We start from the raw sequence: 19,063 nt of genomic DNA, 5'->3' as shown, positions 1-19,063 counted from the left end.
TCTTCTCTTAATTTGCAGATTTTGGCTCAATATGAACCGCTTGTAATCCAGCAAGTTGCTCATGCATGGCAGCTTGAATTTGTTCAAGCATTGCATAACGTTTACGATACATTGAGCGCTTATTGCTCGGAATATCACTTAAATCTTTATTACTTAATGCAAGTGGTAAAAGCCAGTACTCCGCCAACGAAGCACCGCTTTCACGGAAAATAGCATCGTAATCAACGACATAACGTTTACTTTGAATTAAACGAGATTTATTCTGATATTTCTGTGGAATACCAAGCAATGTTGAATAACCTAATACTCTAGTTAATGCTTTCATGCATTCCACCATTAAATACGCAGGGCGTAATCCATGGCATTTTTTCGTCAGTTTCTTCACCAACTCTTTTGAACCATCAAAATTTGGTCCCTGAATAACGGCAATCAACAAACTGTCTGCTAACTTACCAAAAGTGAGCACATAAATAAGTTGGTGCGTCTCGCTATGACGTAATTCTAGTGCCCAGAACCCTTCCATAGGCTGCTGCTCATTAATGTTCAAATAAAGTGAAAATTCAGGTACAACTTCACCAAAGCTTATCGACTGCTGCCATAAACTTTTAGGGAGAAAGGTTAGATTATCTACCATCGCTTGATAACGTTGCTTAGCATTAAAACGTTTATCCAAAAAACGATGTACAAGTGGGTAGCTATAATTTGCTCTCGTATTCAGGAAAGCCGCAAGATCTGGATTTTGATTCACATATTGCTCGAATGCCTGCACCGAACGTAAATTCATTAATGAACGTAAGCGAAAACGTAACCGTTTGAAACGATAAGATTTATTTCCTCTATCCGGATAAATAGCATTCGCACAAGGCCATTGATAAAGATTATTTTGCATTTGGGCGAACTAGATGATTTAAACAAAGTCGTTAGTTTAACAAAAATCTCTGCTTTTGGCTAAAACGCATATACAGAAGCTCGCTGTCAGCTTATAAACATCTACAAATACATTCGCATTAAGCCTGCTACAAGCCATTGTCTATACTAAAAAAATGCCGACTATATGTCGGCATTTTCTCTATAGGATTTATTCTCCAAACTTACTCACACCTTCCATATGTGGCAAGCTGTGGGCAATACCTTTGTGGCAATCAATACAGGTTTTACCTTCTTGTTCAGCCATAGCATGCATTTTGGCAGCTACGCCTTTTTGCTGAGTAAAATCCATATCCGCGAAGTTATGACAGTTACGACACTCTTGTGAGTTATTTGCTTTCATTCTTGCCCATTCACGTTGTGCCATTTCTAAGCGATGCGCTTCAAATTTTTCTTTGGTATCTACTTTACCGGTGAAATGCGCCCAAACCTCTAACTGTGCACGGAATTTACGCGTCCATTTTGGGATAAATTCATGTGGTAAATGACAATCAGCACAATCTGCTTTCACGCCACTACGGTTCATAAAGTGTGGTGAAGCACGGTATTCGGGCACCACATCATTCATATGGCAGCCTGAGCAAAATTCTTCGGTATTAGTATATTCCAATGCCGTATTCGTCCCCGCCCAGAAGAATATGCCGCCTAATGCCGAGAGAATAATCACCAACCCTACCGCCATTTTGCTTGGGCTTTTCGCCCATTTCCAGAGCCTACAAAATAATCCTTTCATTATTTACCCCCGAAGGCTTTGGTGGACTGAAATTTATTCTCCACAATTGGTTTAACGTCTGCTTGTTCTACATGACACTGTAAACAGAAATAACGGCGTGGTGAAGAATCACCAGTCACATTACCATCACGATCTTGAAAGTGCGTTGGGCTAATGCGCGGAGCACCTGTTGTTCGATAATTTTCAACACCATGACAATTTAAACACTGGTTAGTGTTTTTAGTTACTTGATAACCTTTCACGCTATGTGGGATCATTGGTGGTTGGTTTACAAAAGTAAGCTGATGCTTACCACTATCTTTAGGCATATTATGCCACTCAGGGGAAATTGCCTCTGCAGCCCCTTCTAATGAAGATGGAATATTATTTGCCATCGCAATTGGCGATAAAGCAACAAGTAAAAAGGCAAGATATTTTTTCATAATTCACTCCGTTTCTAGGGAAATATGGCTGCTAAAAACTCAGTCATCTATTTCAACACACCTCAGGCATAAGTCATTGAGCTTGTCGAAATAAGCGTTCCCTACATTATTGAAATTTAAATAATTCTCTTCTCTTTCGCAAAGCGGTTGGAAAAAGCAAAAACATTTTCAGCACACACATCAATGCAGCGTCCACAACTAATACAATCTTTGGCAAGCACAATCGTGCTATCTTCAGCTTTACCATGCAATGGTGAACGTAGCACCTGTGGTTCTGGGCAAACATTGTAACAATCCATACAGCGGTCGCATTTTTCACGATCAACGACTTTCACTCGTACAATGCTTTTTGCCCCAATTACGCCATAAATAGCACCAATTGGACAAAGATGCCCACACCAACCATGTTCAGCGACTAGTAAGTCAAACAAGAATACGGCTAACACTAACCAAAGTGTTGCACCTAAGCCATAGACAAAAACTCGTCCCAATGCAGCAACTGGATTGATCCACTCCCAAATTAAGTTACCTGTGACTGCTGAGCCAATAAGCACAACTGCCAAAATCACATAACGTAAGTTACGGGAGATTTTTAACGTTTGGCGAATGCCTAACTTACGACGTAACCATGCAGCAGCGTCAGTCACTATATTCAATGGACAAATCCAACTACAGAACGCTTTACTTGCCAGCAAGGCGTAAGCCACAATCACAATCACGGCCCCTAGCAACGTTTTCCACTCAGGCAAATAACCTGTCATTAAACTCTCTGCAGTAATCAGAGGATCACTCATTGGAATTAAGTCAAACAGCATGCTGCCACTATAATTACCTTTGAGAATCCAGACATTCCACATCGGACCGCTTAAAAACATCAAGATGACAGAAAGCTGGCTTAAACGGCGGAGAATTAGCCATTTATTCGCTCGCCATAGCCCAAGTTTTTCTCGTGCTTCTTTGCCTGCATCTTTTGGGGAATTTGCTACTGCCATTATTTCCCTCCTAGCTTAGACGGCACATTGTCTAAATCAATTGGATTAAGAATCGGTGCTTCTACGGTAGTACGGTTTGGCACATAGTCCATCGTTGCACGGCTTGGCGTAGAAACCTTCACACCCGGTTTCACTTCCATAAATTGATAGACTGGTTGATTTTGCCCTTCTGGCATACGTGCCTCAAAGGCAGGACGTAAACCGTCTGGATGGTAGTCTTCCAATAATGCTTTACCTGCATTCTGTTTTTCTTTCCAACCTAAACGATAATGTCTGCCAAGCAAGCCTTTGGCAAGATCCATTGGCAGCACTTTGATCGCAGCTTCTTCCAATACACAAGCCTGCTCACATTTACCACAACCAGTACAAGCATCGCTATGCACAGTTGGGATCAATTTCGCATGAATCTGCGTGCGATCATTATGTACACGCTCAAGAGTGATCGCTTTATCAATCAATGGACAAACACGGTAGCATACATCACAACGCAAACCTTGCCAGTTCAAGCAAGTTTCGTGATCTAGCAATACCGCTAGCCCCATTCTTGCTTGATCGATCTCTTCTAATCCGCCTAATGCTCCACTTGGGCAAGCATTCATACACGGAATATCAGGACACATTTCGCAAGGTTTATCACGCGCAGTAAAATAAGGCGTACCGGCTTCCACTGGCGATAATAAACTTGCCAAATGCAACATATCATATGGGCAAGCCTGAACACATTGTCCACAACGAGTACAAGCGGCAGAAAATTCTTTATCATCTGCGATTGCACCTGGTGGCCGAAGTGCCACACCTTCCCGCGCAAGACTTTGATTTTGTTGCATCGCCAACACAATGCCCACGCCACACACACCAGCTGCGGTACGACCGACATCTTTTAAAAATTGACGACGATTTGGATTTAGTTTCACGATAGCCTTCTTTTTGCAAAATTTTGGCTGAAATTGACCGCTTGTTTTATTGGAGGAATGTCATTTAGCTCCTACATTACGATAGAAGGAAAACATCACTCAACATTAAACGGTCATTTTGTAGGGGCGAATTACATTCGCCCCATATCATTATGCCTTAACCACCTTAACCGCACATTTTTTGAAATCGGTTTCAAAGGAGATTGGGTCGGTTGCATCAAGGGTCACTTTGTTTGCTAACTGACCAGCGTCAAAGAAGGTAGTATAAATTAAGCCTTCAGGGCATTTATTACGACCACGAGTATCTAAGTGGGAGATCACTTCACCACGACGAGAGATAACCTTCACTTTGTCACCGTGACGCAACCCACGTTTCTGTGCATCCGTTGGGTGCATCCACACAAGGTTATTTGGGAAAGCTTTATGTAACTCTGGTACGCGGCGAGTCATTGTCCCTGTATGCCAATGTTCAAGTACGCGTCCAGTACAAAGCCATAAATCGTACTCTTCATCTGGTGATTCTGCAGGCTCTTCATAAGGTACGCCAAGAATAACAGCCTTACCATCTGCATTGCCGTAGAAATTCACGCCTTCACCTGCTTTCACATATGGGTCATAACCTTCGCGATAACGCCACAAAGTTTCTTTACCATCGACTACAGGCCAACGTAAACCACGTACTTGGTGATAGGTTTCAAAGTCAGCTAAGTCATGTCCATGCCCACGCCCAAATTGTGCATACTCTTCAAAGAGACCTTTTTGGAGGTAGAAGCCAAAATGCTCTGCTTCATCATTGAGGTATTCAGGAATATCACTAGGTACTTGGAATTTGTTTACTTCACCATTTAAGTAAAGGATTTCATAAAGCGTTTTGCCACGATATTCTGGCACTTTCGCCATAATCTCGTCACTCCATACTTCTTCAGCTTTGAAGTATTTAGAAAATTCTACTAATTGCCATAAGTCTGAACGAGATTCTCCCGGCCCTTTTACCATTTGACGCCACGCTTGAGTACGACGTTCTGCATTACCATACGCCCCCTCTTTTTCAACCCACATTGAGGTTGGGAGAATTAAGTCGGCGGTTAATGCTGAAGCGGTTGGATATGGGTCAGAAACGACAATGAAGTTTTCAGGGTTACGCCAACCTGGTAAACGCTCCTGGTTGATATTCGGACCTGCTTGAACATTGTTGGTACACATTGTCCATAGGAAGTTGAGTTTACCGTCTTTTAATGCACGGTCTTGACCCACTGCATGATAGCCTAATTCAGAAGAGATAAAGCCTTCTGGTAATTTCCACGCTTTTTCTACGATTTCACGGTGTTTTGGATTTGCTACCACCATATCCGCTGGCAAGCGATGGATAAAGGTTCCAACTTCACGAGCAGTACCACAAGCAGATGGCTGACCGGTTAATGAGAATGGCCCATTACCAGGTAATGCAATTTTACCTGTTAATAAGTGAACGTTATAAATCATATGGTTCACCCACACACCACGAGTATGTTGGTTAAAGCCCATAGTCCAGAATGACACCACTTTCTGGTTCGGATCGGCGTAGATTTTCGCAAGTGTTTCTAATTGATCTTTCGGTACGCCAGAAATGCGATGAGCCTCTTCTAATGTATAAGGTGCAACGATTTTCTTAAATTCTTCAAAATCACTGTCATACATTTTGCCAGCTGTTTTTGCATTTGCTGCTTTTTGTTGTAATGGATGCTCTGGACGTAAACCATAACCAATGTCAGTTTCACCACGTTTGAATTTAGTGTGTTTATTGACGAAATCCCAGTTTACTTTATCGTTCTGAATAATGTAATTTGCGATGTAGTTTAGGATCGCAAGGTCTGATTGTGGTCTAAAGATAATTGGCGTATCCGCTAACTCAAATGAACGATGCTCATAGGTTGAAAGTACAGCCACTTTACATTCTTTATTAGAAAGTACGCGATCAGAAATACGACTCCATAAAATTGGGTGCATTTCTGCCATATTTGAACCCCAAAGCACAAAGTTTTCAGCATGTTCAATATCATTGTAACAGCCCATCGGCTCATCCATACCGAAAGTACGCATAAACGCAACCGCTGCTGATGCCATACAGTGACGTGCATTCGGGTCAATCGTATTAGAACGGAATCCCCCTTTCCAAAGTTTTACTTTAGCGTAGCCTTCATAAATAGTAGATTGACCAGATGAGAACATACCTACGGCATTTGGGCCTTTCTCTTTAATGATAGATTTCACTTTGTCTGCCATAATGGTAAAAGCTTGATCCCAAGAAATTGGTGTAAACTCACCTTCTTTGTCAAACTTCCCATTTTTCATACGCAACATTGGTGAAGTTAAACGGTCTTCGGCGTACATAATTTTGGCAAGGAAGTAACCTTTGATACAGTTTAAACCACGGTTCACCTCTGCATCTGGGTCACCCTGCGTTGCCACCACTCGGCCGTTTTGTGTCCCCACTAAAACAGAACAGCCAGTCCCGCAATAACGGCATGCAGCCTTGTCCCATTTGATTTTGTTATCATCGGCATAGACATTCTTAATTGGAATGGCGATACCTGCCGCCGCTGCCGCCGCTGCGGCAGCATTGGCTTTCATAAAGTCTCGACGATTGAGTTCCATAGTGTTCCCCACTTGTAAATAAATTAGTTAAATTACCCCTTCTCTCTTTGAGGAGAGGGAGGAGAAAATTTGTAGAATTTTCAGAGGGAGGAGAGAATATGCCTAACCCTCTCTACTCAAAATAACCTAACGTTATCCGGAGCTGTCACGCTACCTAAAAGGGAGAGTGTGTTAATTAATTTCATCTCGTTGGCTATAAATTAATGAAACCGCCATCACTCCTTCCAAAGTTTGTAGGCTTTCCATTTTACTCACCAACGCTTTTTCTTTATCTGCTTCCATCACCACAACCAACTTACCTTCATCCGGTTTTTCACCGTGGATTTCGGTGTATGGCATTGTCGCTAATTTATCTTTTACCTCATTGATATATTCAGGCCTTACCTGTAATACAAGGCTTGCCACATACCAATTTCCTAACTCTGGATTAAAATTATTCTGCACTCTTTCTTCCCTCTTGCAATAATTGAATTGCATCACTTGGGCAACTTGCTAAACAAGCTCCGCAGCCATTACAGTTGTCTAAATTTAATATCGGTTTTGCAATACCGCCAACTGTTCGTTTAAAACGAATGGCTCGCTGTTCACAACTATCTTCGCAGGCTCGGCATTCGACTCCGATGTGAGTTAAACAGCCTTGCTGAATTTCTATCTTATGCTCCCATGCTATTTCACTTGTTACGCGAAAAACACCTTGTTGGCAAACATTTACACAGGCAGCACAAAAGCTACACTCTTTACGCCCGACACTAAAATCCACTTCGGGATAACCACCCGCACCACGTTTTAAAATCTGCATCTCGCAAGCATTAATACAAGCATCACAAGCGGTACATTTTTGTAAAAAATTTGCCAAATCTGCCCAAGGGGGACGAATCGCATTCAGCCCTTGGCGTTTCACCTGCTCAGCCTTTAATGTATTTAAAAACTGTCCGCGTAAAAATTGACGGCGAGGTAAAGTTTGTTCGGTGAAATCAGCCAAAATAGTTTAGTAAAATAGTAGGATATTAATGGATATTGGATTTTAACAATTTGGCAAAGAGCATAAAATTGTTAAAACAAACTAATAGGAGGTTTCTTGATATTAATCAATAAAAACAATGAGTTGAAAATAGGAATAGCTTTTATTCTCTCTGTTTTGAATAAAAAAAGACCGCTTATTTTATTCGATAAACGGTCTTAGACTTAACAGATTTTTTACGCTTTTTTAACCTTAACCTTGACGAGCTTTAAAACGTGGATTTGTTTTACAAATCACGTAAAGCTTGCCTTTACGGCGTACAATTTTGCAGTCTGGGTGACGGCTTTTGGCAGATTTCAATGAATTCAATACCTGCATATTTTCTCCTTATTTACGAGTTAAACTCGCAATACCTTTAAATTTCTCATTAAATTTGCTCGCACGACCTTCGTTATTAGCTTCACGGCGCTTACCAGTATAAACAGGGTGAGAAGCCGATGAAGTATCTAAGCTGTAAAGTGGATACTCTTTTCCATCGGTCCATACCATTGTTTTGTTAGTATTTGCACAAGAACGAATAACCCAGCCTTGTTGTACGCTGGCATCATAAAACAATACTTCTCTGTAGTTTTCAGGGTGAATGCCCTTTTTCATATTTATCTCCTCAAATAACCATAATTAGAAAGTGGGATTATTTTGCCTCAGTTAAATCACAAAAGCTACAATTTTTTTATGGTTTTTAGCTAAATTTTATTAAAAGGCAATAAATAATCTAATTTTTGCGATCTAAATCGAAGTTTAGCGAGGGAAAATATGCTAGGGTATCCACTTTAGGTCCCTAGATAATCTAAATTAACGATTACTAGCCTTAACAGTTTTTGTGAATGACAATAAGGATAACACATGGCTCAACAACCCTTTTTAATTGCTCCTTCCATTCTTTCCGCTGATCTTGCTCGTCTTGGTGACGATGTAAGAGATGTTCTCAATGCAGGCGCAGATTTGATCCATTTTGATGTGATGGACAACCACTATGTACCTAATCTCACCTTCGGTCCAGCTATTTGCAAAGCATTACGTGATTACGGTATTGAATGTCCTATTGATGTGCATTTAATGGCAAAACCTGTTGATCGTCTCATTCCTGATTTTGCTAAAGCCGGCGCGAATTACATAACTTTTCATCCTGAAGCAACAGAACATATCGACCGCTCATTACAGCTTATCCGAGATAACGGTTGCAAATCTGGTTTAGTCTTTAATCCTGCTACCCCATTACATTACTTAGATTATGTGATGGATAAAGTTGATGTAATTTTATTAATGTCGGTAAACCCTGGCTTTGGCGGACAAGCATTTATTCCTTCTACATTAGATAAATTACGTGAAGTACGTAAACGCATTGATGAAAGTGGTTATAACATCCGTCTGGAAGTCGATGGTGGCGTGAAAGTCAATAATATTGCGGATATTGCACAAGCAGGGGCAGATATGTTCGTTGCTGGCTCTGCAATTTTTGATCAAGCAGATTATCAAGCTGTCATTAGCCAAATGCGTCAAGAATTAGCAAAAATAAAAAAATAGATAAGCCATCAACAAGCGGTTAATTTTGTATAAAAAAATGCAAAGCATTTACGCTTTGCATTTTTTGTTTTTCTAGGCTAGCTCAAAGAGCTCACCAAGAGCTGCACCTTAAGTCGCATTTTAGCATAACGTATAAGGTGCAGCTGTATATTAATTATTGGCCATAGGTTTCGCCTAATTTCGCTTTATGCTTGCCTTCTTCAATCATGGTGATGAATGTCAATAATACAGCGAGAACACCCGCACCAATCATGACATAGAAACCGCCGTCCCAGCCGTAGGTTTCTGCAGCCCAACCTACTACGGCAGAAGCTGCTACTGTTCCACCAAGATATCCGAATAAGCCAGTAAAGCCAGCTGCGGTTCCTGCAGCTTTTTTCGGTGCAAGTTCAAGAGCGTGTAAACCAATGAGCATCACAGGTCCATAGATTAAGAAGCCTATGAGGGTCATTAATAAGAAGTCCATTAATTGATATGGGTTTTCATACCAAGCGGCATAGCTTGCCAATTCTGCTTCTGGTGTTGCAGGGTTGAGCCAATAAGCTACAACTGCTGCAGTGGTTAAGATCATAAAGATAAAGCCTGTTAAACCACGTTTACCTTTGAAGACTTTGTCTGATACCCAACCGCAAAGTAATGTACCTGGAATTGCAGCTAATTCATAAATGGTATAAGCCCAAGCTGTACCTTTGATATTAAAATGTTTCACTTCGCTTAAATATACCGGTGACCATTTCAATACACCATAACGAATGAGATATACAAAGACGTTAGCAATAGCGATGTACCACAACAGGCGGTTTTTCAACACATAGTCCACGAAAATTTGTTTGGTGCTAAGATCGTGTTCTGCAGTTTTTTCATCGTAGTTATCCGGATAATCATTACGCCATTTTTCGACCGGAGGTAAACCGCAAGATTGTGGAGTATCACGCATGACAAAGTACACAGGAATTGCACAGATCATCGCAGCAATACCAGGGAAGTAAAGTGATTGTTGCCATACATCTTTTGCCGTTGCTTCCACGCCGTGAGTACTATAGAAAAGCGCACTAGCAAGTAGAACCATTGCCCCTGGCATCATACCGCCTAAGTTATGTGCAGTATTCCAAACAGAAACTATTGTTCCACGTTCAGATTTAGACCACCAGTGTACCATTGTACGCCCACACGGTGGCCAGCCCATACCTTGGAACCAACCGTTTAGGAAGATCATAATCCACATAATGGTAATACCAGAAGTTGCCCATGGGAATAACCCCATTAAAGTCATACATAGACCAGAAAGCAATAAACCAAAAGGTAAGAAAACACGAGGGTTTGAGCGATCTGACATCCCTGCCATAACGAATTTAGATAATCCATAAGCAAGACCTGCAGCAGAGCCAATAACCCCTAGTTCTGCTTTAGAGTAAAGACCAGCTTCAATTAAACCTGGTTGAGCTAAATCGAAGTTAGCACGCACAAAATAATAAGCCGCATAACCAAAGAAAATCCCCGCAAACACCTGCCAACGCAGCCGTTTATAGGTTGAATCAATTTTATCTGCGGGCAGCTCCGCAATATGTGGAGCTGGTTTGAATGGACCAAACATAAGTAATCTCCTATCTTCTATTTATATAAATGTAGTAAATTCGTTAAACTCAAATCAATATACGTTAATTATTTCTTTAAAAACTCCACCCCCGTATCAGGAAAATCAGTGAACACACCTGTAGCACCAGCTTTATTTAATAAGGCATCATACATTTCGTCCACATTCGTGAAAAATTCAGGTAACGCATCTTTACGCACGGTGTATGGATGTAGCTCCATTTTATATTTTTCTAGCTCTTTCACGAGCGGCGTATAGACAATGTTACCCACTTTAGATTGCTTATCATCAATTAGCATATACCAACCAGGACCTACACCATCTGCATATTTAGCGACTTCAGCTATTGCGCCGTCCTCAAACATCCAGTCATAGTTGTAATTAACCCAGTTGCCATCTTTGTCTTGTTCTTCTGTTTCATGCCAATCAGTATAAGCGACTAACTGAACCAATTTTAAATCCATACCCAATTGCGGCAACAATTCGGTTTTAATTCGTTTTAGTTCATTAAAATCAAAGGTTTGCAGATAAACTGGCGCATCTTTATTATCATAGCCGTATTTTTTCAGCACTTTCAGTGTTTCAAGTGCAATATCCTTGCCCTCTTTATGATGTAACCATGGCGCTTTAATTTCAGGGTAAATACCTATTCTTTTCCCTGTCGATTTTTCTAGCCCCTGAATAAACTCCAGCTCTTCTTCTAACGTATGAAGCACAAAATGTGATTTCCACATTGGAAAACGATTAGGATAAACTTGCACTTGTTTACCCTCTTTCATTTCAAAATTTTCTGTCATTTCGAGTGATTTAATCTCATCTAGAGTGAAATCCACCACATAATAACGGCCATCTGCACGTTTTCGCTCAGGAAATTTTTTAGCCACATCAGTTAAACCATCTAAAAAATGGTCATGAATGACAATAAGACGATTGTCTTTCGTCATAGCTAAATCTTGTTCTAAATAATCTGCTCGTTGTGCAAAAGCCAACGCTTTTGATTCTAGCGTATGTTCAGGTAAATAGCCGCTCGCACCACGATGCGCGATAATGAGTTTTTCACTAGACGCTTGCGCTGCGATAGAGCCAAACATTGCCATACCTAACACTAGTCCAGACATCAACTTGCTTAATTTCATTGTTATTACTCCTTCATAAATTAGGTGGCGAATATCATAGAAGATTGCATCAACAAATGCATATTTATTGTGAAATTTTGTGAGCCATATCACACTATTTTTTTAATTTATTTTTCAAAAAAAATCATAACGTGATCTCATTCACACTTTTACACTCTTTTTCAACCAAAATATTGAGCGCATTCGAACATTAAGCATAAAATACACCCAATTTATTTGTTTTACTTTCATTTGTGGGAGGTTGTATGGTCTTATCACCTCAACTTTATAAAAATGCGGGCGACTTTTCGCCAATCAGTACTGATGTCATTATCATCGGTGGTGGGGCAACGGGTGCGGGAATGGCACGCGATTGTGCGTTGCGTGGCATAGATTGTATCCTACTCGAAAGGCGCGATATCGCCACGGGTGCAACTGGGCGCAACCACGGGCTATTACACAGCGGTGGGCGCTACGCAGTAAATGACAGAGAATCTGCCGAAGAATGTATTAAAGAAAACCAAATCCTACGCCGTGTCGCATCTCACTGTATTGAGGAAACTGAGGGCTTATTTATTACGTTGCCTGAAGATGATCTCAACTATCAAAAAACCTTTATTGATGCTTGCAATGCATCAGGTATTGAAGCGGTGGCTATTGAACCTGATCTTGCAAAACGCATGGAGCCTTCGGTCAATCCTTCCCTGATTGGTGCGGTTGTTGTGCCTGATGGCTCTATTGATCCTTTCCGTTTAACCGCTGCCAATATGCTGGATGCTACCGAGCGTGGGGCAAAAGTCTTTACCTATTGCGAAGTAAAAGGATTAATTCGTGAAGGGGGTAAAGTCATTGGTGTGAAAGCATATGATCATAAAAATCGGGTAGAACGCCAATTTTTTGCGCCGATTGTGGTAAATGCTGGTGGAATTTGGGGACAAGGTATTGCCGAATATGCGGATTTAAAAATCCGAATGTTCCCAGCCAAAGGGGCATTACTGGTCATGGGGCATCGTATCAATAATATGGTGATCAACCGCTGCCGTAAGCCTGCCGATGCCGATATTCTTGTGCCAGGGGACACGATTTGTGTGATTGGTACAACCTCTGATCGTATCCCTTACGATCAAATTGATAATATGGTCGTAACTCCAGAAGAGGTCGATATTCTCTTCCGCGAAGGTGAAAAACTAGCTCCAAGTTTACGCCATACACGGGTGTTACGCGCTTATGCAGGCGTACGCCCATTAGTCGCCACAGATGATGATCCATCTGGACGGAATGTGAGTCGTGGTATTGTATTACTCGATCACCAAGAACGTGATGGCTTAGAAGGCTTTATTACCATCACGGGAGGTAAGTTGATGACCTACCGTTTAATGGCGGAATGGGCAACCGACTTGGTTTGTAAAAAATTAGGCAAAACCGAGCGCTGTACCACCCATGAGCGTCCACTCCCCGGCTCTGATGAACCAAGAGTCGAAACCAATCGTAAAATCACCTCATTACCAAATACATTACGCTACTCTGCAGTTTATCGCCACGGCGCACGCACACCAAAAATGTTGGAAAACGAGCGTTTAGATAAATCGCTGGTTTGTGAATGTGAAGCGGTGACTGCTGGCGAAGTTCGCTATGCAGTAGAAGAACTGAGCGTAAATAACCTTATCGATTTACGCCGCCGTACCCGCGTAGGAATGGGCACATGCCAAGCTGAGCTTTGTGCCTGCCGAGCCGCTGGATTAATGAGCCGTTTTAAAGCGGCTACACCACGGCAATCTACTGTGCAATTAGCTTCTTTTATGGAAGAGCGTTGGCGCGGAATTGAACCAATAGCATGGGGAGAAGCCGTACGTGAAGCTGAATTTAGCAGTTGGATCTATTACAGCTTGTTAGGGTTAAATGATGTGAAACCGCTTGAAAATCAAGCGCAACAGGGGACAGACGACAATGAATTTTGATGTAGTCATTATTGGCGGCGGATTGGCCGGACTCACTTGCGGCATCCGCCTACAACAACAAGGTAAACGCTGTGTGATCGTCAATAATGGTCAAGCAGCAATGGATTTTTCATCTGGCGCATTTGGCTTATTAGGCGAAACAAGCGGAACAAAAATTGCAAAATTTGACGAAAAACAGACCGCTTGTTTAAGTGAAAATCACCCATATCGCGTGCTTGGCTTTGCGCAAAGCTTAGCGATGGCACAGCAATTTGAACGTGATTTTGCCAAACCGTTAGCCCTGAGTGGATCTAGCGCCCATAACCATTGGCGCGTAACGCCTCTCGGTGGATTACGCCCTGCTTGGCTTTCACCAGAAAATTCACCAATGCTAGGCTGGACAGAAAATTTTGCCTATCGCAAGTTGGCTATTTTGGGTATTGAAGGTTATCACGATTACCAAGCAGAGCTGTTTGCCGATAATCTAAAACAGCAACCCACTTTTGCTCAATGCGAGATCATCACAGATTATCTACATTTGCCAGAATTGGACGAGCTCCGCCAAAGTGGACGTGAATTCCGCAGCGTACATATTTCTCAACGTCTAGAACAACAAATTGCATTTGATGCATTAGTGCGCGAAATTCGTCAGCGCGCTCAAGGCGCTGATGCGATATTCCTGCCAGCCTGTTTTGGTATTGATCACGATGAGCTGTTCCAACGTTTACAACAAGCCAGCCAAGCAACGCTGTTTGAACTCCCAACTTTACCTCCTTCACTGCTTGGTATTCGCCAACGCAAAGCCTTACGCCAGCTATTTGAACGTGCAGGCGGCGTGATGATTAACGGCGATAAAGCCGAACGGGCTGAAGTTGATGAAAATGGTAAAATTTTGCGGATTTTCACCCGCTTGCACGCTGAACACGGCTTATCAGCTACCCATTTTGTGCTTGCTTCTGGCAGTTTTTTCAGTGGTGGATTGAGTTCCGAATTTGATCGCATTTGCGATCCGCTTTTTGGTGCAGATATTCAAGGTTTAGGTGAATTTAATCCACAAGATCGCTTGTCTTGGACTGCGCATCGTTTTAGCGCTACTCAGCCGTATCAAAGTGCAGGGGTGATTATCAATGCCCATTGCCAAGTGCGTAAAAATGGGGAATTTCTGCCGAATCTCTATGCAGCAGGCAGTGTAATTGGTGGCTATAACGGCATCGCTGAAAATTGCGGTTCCGGTGTTGCCGTAGTGACCGCCTTAACAGTGGCACAACAGATCGGGGGGCAATAATATGAGCAATATTCAACAATTAATTGAACAAGCCAAACAACAGAGCCATCAGCCTCTACCTATGCATGGCTTTGATGAATCGTTTGAAAGTTGCATAAAATGTACCGCTTGCACTGCCGTCTGTCCTGTATCTCGAGTTAATCCAGCCTATGCCGGCCCGAAACAGTCCGGTCCAGATGGTGAAAGACTGCGCCTAAAAAGTGCAGAAATGTACGATGAGGCATTGAAATATTGTACAAACTGCAAACGTTGTGAAATTGCTTGTCCATCGGATGTTAAAATCGGCGATATTATCGTGCGTGCCCGTAATCGTTTTGTCGAGCGACAAAATAAACCGCTTATGCATAAACTGCGTGATGCGGTGCTGAGTAATACCGATATTATGGGCAGACTCAATACGCCGTTTGCACCGATTGTTAATACTATCACTGGCTTAAAAGTTACCCGTTTTTTACTGGATAAAACCTTAAATGTTAGTCGTCATCGTACATTACCTAAATATTCATTTGGTTCGTTCCGTAACTGGTATTTAAAAAAAGAAGCCGAGCGCCAAGCGTTCTTCCGAGAAAAAGTCGCTTATTATCACGGTTGTTATGTGAATTATAACAATCCAGAGCTGGGTAAAGATCTGATTACCTTGCTTAATGCGATGGACATTGGTGTGGTGTTGCTGGAAAAAGAGAAATGTTGTGGCTTACCACTTTCTGTAAACGGTTTTCCGGAAAGAGCCAAAAAACAGGCAGCGTTCAATATTGCACAAATTGAGCAAACTATTGATAAGCGGGCACTAGAAGTAGTGGGAACATCTAGCAGCTGTACGATGAACTTACGCGATGAATATCATCATATCCTAGGGATGGATAATGCGAAAATTCGTCCGCACATCAGCATTATCACTAAATTCTTATCACGTAAATTTGCAGAAGGTAGAGTACCGACATTCCGCTCAATGCCATTGCGGGTGGCGTATCACACCGCGTGTCACGTAGAAAAAGCCGGTTGGGCACCTTATACGCTCGATCTGTTGCGACAAATCCCAGACTTAGAAGTAGTGACATTGCCAAGCCAATGCTGTGGTATTGCCGGAACTTACGGTTTTAAATCGGAAAACTACGACAGTGCGCAGGCTATTGGTAAATCGCTGTTTGAGCATATTAATGGCGGTGGGTTCGATTTTGTCATTTCAGAATGTGAAACCTGTAAATGGCAAATTGATATGTCTAGCCAAGTCACCTGCTTACATCCTGTGACCTTGCTCGCTATGGCGTTGAAAAAATAACCTAACAAATACCTAGCTAAGAATAAGGAGGTGCCACCTCGCAAGCGCTTGAATTTCAACAAAAAATTGCAAAACTTTAGGGCGTATTGATATTTAAAATCGGCCGCCAAACGCCTTATTTGAAATAGTTGTACGCCTAACCTCTCTTCCATTTCTATAGGAGTGAACTATGGACAAATCTTTACGCAATGCCTGTATAGGCGAATTTATCGGCACAGCCTTCATTTTGTTCTTTGGAGCAGGTTGTGTTGCAGCCGCACAACTTGCTGGGGCAAATCTTGGTTTGTGGGAAATTGCAATCATCTGGGGTATAGGGGTTTCAATGGCAATTTATATGTCTGCGGGGGCATCTGGAGCGCATCTGAATCCAGCAGTTACCCTTGCATTAGCCGCATTTTATGACTTTGATAAACGCCGTGTCGTGCCCTATATCATCGCACAAATTGCCGGAGCATTCTGCGCCGTTGCATTAATCTATGTGATGTACAGCGATCTCTTTGCTGCTGCAGAAGCTGCGCAAGGCATTGTTCGAGGCGAAACAGTTGGCTTTGCTGGGGTTTTCTCTACCTATCCACACCCAAACATTAGCATTGCGCTCGCATTTTTTGTTGAGTTGGTGATTACAGCGGTATTAATGTCCACCATCTTAGCAATTGGTGATGACAAAAACGGTATGCCAAATAAAGCAATGGCTCCGTTATTAATTGGTTTGCTGATTGCCGTATTAGGTGGTGCAACAGGTCCATTGACAGGCTTTGCCATGAACCCAGCCCGTGATTTCGGTCCAAAACTCTTTGCATTTCTTGCTGGCTGGGGCGAAATTGCGCTCACAGGCGGGCGTGATATTCCTTACTTCCTTGTACCAATTTTCGGTCCAATCTGCGGTGCGTTAATCGGAGCATGGGGCTATAAAAACTTAATCCATAAAAACCTTCCTACTAAGGAGTAAACGATGACTAAAGAATATATCATTGCATTAGATCAAGGTACGACCAGCTCTCGTGCTGTATTGCTCGATAAAAACGCGAACATCGTTGAAGTTGCACAGCGCGAATTTACTCAAATTTACCCGCAAGCAGGCTGGGTAGAACATAATCCAATGGAAATCTGGGCAAGCCAAAGCTCAACATTAAACGAAGTTGTTGCAAAAGCCGGTATTAGTTCCGATAAAATCGCGGCTATTGGTATTACTAACCAACGCGAAACCACCATCGTTTGGGAAAAAGAGACAGGTAAACCCGTTTACAATGCCATTGTTTGGCAATGCCGCCGAACTGCCGATATTTGCGATAAATTAAAAGCAGATGGCTTTGAAAGTTACATTCGTGAAAATACAGGACTTGTGGTGGATCCCTATTTCTCCGGTACAAAAGTAAAATGGATCTTAGACAATGTTGAAGGAGCAAGAGAAAAAGCGGAAAAAGGGGAATTACTATTTGGCACTGTAGATACTTGGTTAGTTTGGAAACTTACCCAAGGGCGTGTTCACGTTACCGATTATACTAATGCTTCTCGCACCATGCTGTTCAACATTCACACTAAACAATGGGATGATAAATTATTAGAAATCCTCAATATTCCACGTGCTATGTTACCGGAAGTACGTAACTCATCCGAGATTTATGGCGAAACGAATATTGGTGGCAAGGGTGGCGTTCGCATTCCTGTAGCAGGTATTGCCGGCGACCAGCAAGCCGCGCTCTATGGGCATCTCTGCGTAGAAGCAGGACAAGCAAAAAATACTTATGGTACAGGTTGTTTTATGTTGATGAACACGGGCGATCGTGCAGTTAAATCACAAAACGGTTTACTTACAACCATTGCCTGTAATGCTAAAGGTGAGCCATGCTATGCGCTAGAAGGCTCTATCTTTATGGGAGGAGCTTCTATTCAATGGTTGCGTGATGAGCTAAAAATTATTCACGACGCCAAAGATTCTGAGTATTTTGCAACTAAAGTAGATTCAACAAATGGGGTTTATGTTGTACCAGCATTCACAGGTTTAGGCGCACCGTATTGGGATCCATATGCACGCGGGGCAATTGTTGGACTTTCTCGAGGTTCAAACCGCAATCATATTGTACGAGCAACCCTTGAAAGCATTGCTTACCAAACTCGTGAAGTGCTTGATGCGATGCAATCAGACAGCGGTGAAAAATTGGCAGCATTGCGTGTTGATGGCGGTGCAATTTCGAATAACTTCTTAATGCAATTCCAAGCAGATATCCTTAATACACCTGTTGAACGCCCAGTAATTGGTGAAGTCACCGCACTCGGAGCAGCGTATCTAGCAGGTTTAGCAACAGGTTTTTGGGGTAACTTAGAAGAATTGCGTGGCAAGGCAGAAATTGAACGCACTTTCCAACCGGATAACAATGAGGAAAAACGTACTCGTCGTTACACTGGTTGGAAAAAAGCGGTACAACGTGCACTCGCTTGGGAAGAACATCAATAAGCTAAAATGCTTACAAATTGTTCATTCAAGACCCAAATTAGCTGAGCTCAAAATAGACAATGCTCATCACTAGTTAAGATGGCTTGAAACCTTAAAATGACGCCAACATCTGTGTTGGCGTCTGCTTTCATGAGTGTAAAAGCGTCTCTAAAGAGCAAAATATATTTGTATATCAAAAACCAAATAGACAATTCTCCTATTCCATCTCTAAGGCTAAACACCTTTTAGAGT

At 42.1% G+C, this 19,063-nt stretch carries 18 protein-coding genes; 6 read left to right on the top strand and 12 right to left on the bottom strand.

The features are described from left to right. Nucleotides 1–7: 7 nt before the first annotated feature. The 10 genes from EDC51_RS03865 to EDC51_RS03820 all read right to left on the bottom strand — a co-directional run bounded on the left by EDC51_RS03865 (nt 8) and on the right by EDC51_RS03820 (nt 8,237). Entirely contained in the window at nt 8–889 is an 882-nt protein-coding gene (locus EDC51_RS03865; protein WP_131928214.1) for a VirK/YbjX family protein, read from the bottom strand. Nucleotides 890–1,078: 189 nt separating this feature from the next. Beyond that, nucleotides 1,079–1,660 carry a NapC/NirT family cytochrome c gene (locus EDC51_RS03860; protein ID WP_015433106.1) on the bottom strand — a complete coding sequence of 194 codons (582 nt, stop codon included), beginning with the start codon at nt 1,658–1,660 and terminating at the stop codon, nt 1,079–1,081. Further along, nucleotides 1,660–2,082: a nitrate reductase cytochrome c-type subunit gene (locus tag EDC51_RS03855; protein ID WP_015433107.1), complete on the bottom strand. Its 423-nt coding sequence runs from the start codon at nt 2,080–2,082 to the stop codon at nt 1,660–1,662. Before EDC51_RS03855 ends, EDC51_RS03860 begins: the two co-directional genes overlap by 1 nt. 116 nt (nt 2,083–2,198) lie before the next feature. Then, nucleotides 2,199–3,074 carry a quinol dehydrogenase ferredoxin subunit NapH gene (gene napH, locus EDC51_RS03850; protein WP_025289711.1) on the bottom strand — a complete coding sequence of 292 codons (876 nt, stop codon included), beginning with the start codon at nt 3,072–3,074 and terminating at the stop codon, nt 2,199–2,201. Continuing rightward, nucleotides 3,074–3,988: a ferredoxin-type protein NapG gene (gene napG, locus EDC51_RS03845; RefSeq protein WP_015433109.1), complete on the bottom strand. Its 915-nt coding sequence runs from the start codon at nt 3,986–3,988 to the stop codon at nt 3,074–3,076. Before napG ends, napH begins: the two co-directional genes overlap by 1 nt. A gap of 150 nt (nt 3,989–4,138) precedes the next feature. Then, a complete protein-coding gene (gene napA, locus EDC51_RS03840; protein WP_015433110.1) occupies nt 4,139–6,622 on the bottom strand; it encodes a nitrate reductase catalytic subunit NapA in 2,484 nt (827 codons plus the stop codon). A 171-nt stretch (nt 6,623–6,793) separates the two neighbouring features. Continuing rightward, nucleotides 6,794–7,066, bottom strand: coding sequence for a chaperone NapD (locus EDC51_RS03835; protein ID WP_025289714.1), 273 nt, complete (start codon nt 7,064–7,066; stop codon nt 6,794–6,796). Continuing rightward, entirely contained in the window at nt 7,056–7,604 is a 549-nt protein-coding gene (gene napF, locus EDC51_RS03830) for a ferredoxin-type protein NapF (RefSeq protein ID WP_131928213.1), read from the bottom strand. Before napF ends, EDC51_RS03835 begins: the two co-directional genes overlap by 11 nt. Before the next feature lie 231 nt (nt 7,605–7,835). Next, complete coding sequence (gene ykgO / locus EDC51_RS03825; RefSeq protein ID WP_015433113.1) at nt 7,836–7,961, bottom strand: type B 50S ribosomal protein L36; 126 nt, start codon at nt 7,959–7,961, stop codon at nt 7,836–7,838. Nucleotides 7,962–7,970: 9 nt separating this feature from the next. Further along, a complete protein-coding gene (locus EDC51_RS03820) occupies nt 7,971–8,237 on the bottom strand; it encodes a type B 50S ribosomal protein L31 (protein WP_015433114.1) in 267 nt (88 codons plus the stop codon). Between the two features lie 249 nt (nt 8,238–8,486). Here EDC51_RS03820 and rpe point away from each other — a divergent pair, with 249 nt between their 5' ends. Then, nucleotides 8,487–9,167: a ribulose-phosphate 3-epimerase gene (gene rpe / locus EDC51_RS03815; protein WP_025289717.1), complete on the top strand. Its 681-nt coding sequence runs from the start codon at nt 8,487–8,489 to the stop codon at nt 9,165–9,167. 154 nt (nt 9,168–9,321) lie between these two features. Here rpe and glpT read toward each other — a convergent pair whose 3' ends face one another. Continuing rightward, complete coding sequence (gene glpT / locus EDC51_RS03810) at nt 9,322–10,761, bottom strand: glycerol-3-phosphate transporter (protein WP_015433116.1); 1,440 nt, start codon at nt 10,759–10,761, stop codon at nt 9,322–9,324. Nucleotides 10,762–10,829: 68 nt separating this feature from the next. Next, a complete protein-coding gene (gene glpQ, locus EDC51_RS03805; protein WP_131928212.1) occupies nt 10,830–11,897 on the bottom strand; it encodes a glycerophosphodiester phosphodiesterase in 1,068 nt (355 codons plus the stop codon). Between the two features lie 245 nt (nt 11,898–12,142). Between glpQ and glpA the strand changes: the two genes are divergently transcribed. The 5 genes from glpA (at nt 12,143) to glpK (ending at nt 18,832) form a co-directional block, all read left to right on the top strand. Next, the gene (gene glpA, locus EDC51_RS03800; protein WP_015433118.1) at nt 12,143–13,834 is read left to right on the top strand and encodes an anaerobic glycerol-3-phosphate dehydrogenase subunit A; all 1,692 of its coding nucleotides are present in this window, start codon (nt 12,143–12,145) and stop codon (nt 13,832–13,834) included. After that, complete coding sequence (gene glpB / locus EDC51_RS03795) at nt 13,824–15,098, top strand: glycerol-3-phosphate dehydrogenase subunit GlpB (protein WP_025289719.1); 1,275 nt, start codon at nt 13,824–13,826, stop codon at nt 15,096–15,098. Before glpA ends, glpB begins: the two co-directional genes overlap by 11 nt. 1 nt (nt 15,099) lies before the next feature. Next, entirely contained in the window at nt 15,100–16,377 is a 1,278-nt protein-coding gene (gene glpC / locus EDC51_RS03790; RefSeq protein ID WP_015433120.1) for an anaerobic glycerol-3-phosphate dehydrogenase subunit GlpC, read from the top strand. Nucleotides 16,378–16,546: 169 nt separating this feature from the next. Next, complete coding sequence (locus tag EDC51_RS03785) at nt 16,547–17,326, top strand: MIP/aquaporin family protein (protein ID WP_015433169.1); 780 nt, start codon at nt 16,547–16,549, stop codon at nt 17,324–17,326. Nucleotides 17,327–17,329: 3 nt separating this feature from the next. After that, on the top strand, nt 17,330–18,832 hold the full coding sequence (gene glpK, locus EDC51_RS03780) for a glycerol kinase GlpK (RefSeq protein WP_015433170.1): 1,503 nt from the start codon (nt 17,330–17,332) through the stop codon (nt 18,830–18,832). The last annotated feature ends 231 nt before the right edge of the window (nt 18,833–19,063 follow it).

The organism is Bibersteinia trehalosi, from assembly GCF_004346205.1.
Classification (GTDB): domain Bacteria; phylum Pseudomonadota; class Gammaproteobacteria; order Enterobacterales; family Pasteurellaceae; genus Bibersteinia; species Bibersteinia trehalosi.
The sequence above is the reverse complement of the archived record's forward strand: the minus strand, read 5'-3'. Positions and strand labels throughout refer to the sequence as shown.

Coding starts and splice junctions, on each gene's coding strand:
- glpQ (WP_131928212.1), bottom strand. CDS start 11,897: ATGAAATTAAGCAAGTTGATGTCTGGACTAGTGTTAGGTATGGCAATG.
- glpC (WP_015433120.1), top strand. CDS start 15,100: ATGAGCAATATTCAACAATTAATTGAACAAGCCAAACAACAGAGCCAT.
- glpK (WP_015433170.1), top strand. CDS start 17,330: ATGACTAAAGAATATATCATTGCATTAGATCAAGGTACGACCAGCTCT.
- EDC51_RS03785 (WP_015433169.1), top strand. CDS start 16,547: ATGGACAAATCTTTACGCAATGCCTGTATAGGCGAATTTATCGGCACA.
- EDC51_RS03820 (WP_015433114.1), bottom strand. CDS start 8,237: ATGAAAAAGGGCATTCACCCTGAAAACTACAGAGAAGTATTGTTTTAT.
- ykgO (WP_015433113.1), bottom strand. CDS start 7,961: ATGCAGGTATTGAATTCATTGAAATCTGCCAAAAGCCGTCACCCAGAC.
- glpB (WP_025289719.1), top strand. CDS start 13,824: ATGAATTTTGATGTAGTCATTATTGGCGGCGGATTGGCCGGACTCACT.
- napH (WP_025289711.1), bottom strand. CDS start 3,074: ATGGCAGTAGCAAATTCCCCAAAAGATGCAGGCAAAGAAGCACGAGAA.
- EDC51_RS03855 (WP_015433107.1), bottom strand. CDS start 2,082: ATGAAAAAATATCTTGCCTTTTTACTTGTTGCTTTATCGCCAATTGCG.
- glpT (WP_015433116.1), bottom strand. CDS start 10,761: ATGTTTGGTCCATTCAAACCAGCTCCACATATTGCGGAGCTGCCCGCA.
- glpA (WP_015433118.1), top strand. CDS start 12,143: ATGGTCTTATCACCTCAACTTTATAAAAATGCGGGCGACTTTTCGCCA.
- rpe (WP_025289717.1), top strand. CDS start 8,487: ATGGCTCAACAACCCTTTTTAATTGCTCCTTCCATTCTTTCCGCTGAT.
- napA (WP_015433110.1), bottom strand. CDS start 6,622: ATGGAACTCAATCGTCGAGACTTTATGAAAGCCAATGCTGCCGCAGCG.
- EDC51_RS03860 (WP_015433106.1), bottom strand. CDS start 1,660: ATGAAAGGATTATTTTGTAGGCTCTGGAAATGGGCGAAAAGCCCAAGC.
- EDC51_RS03865 (WP_131928214.1), bottom strand. CDS start 889: ATGCAAAATAATCTTTATCAATGGCCTTGTGCGAATGCTATTTATCCG.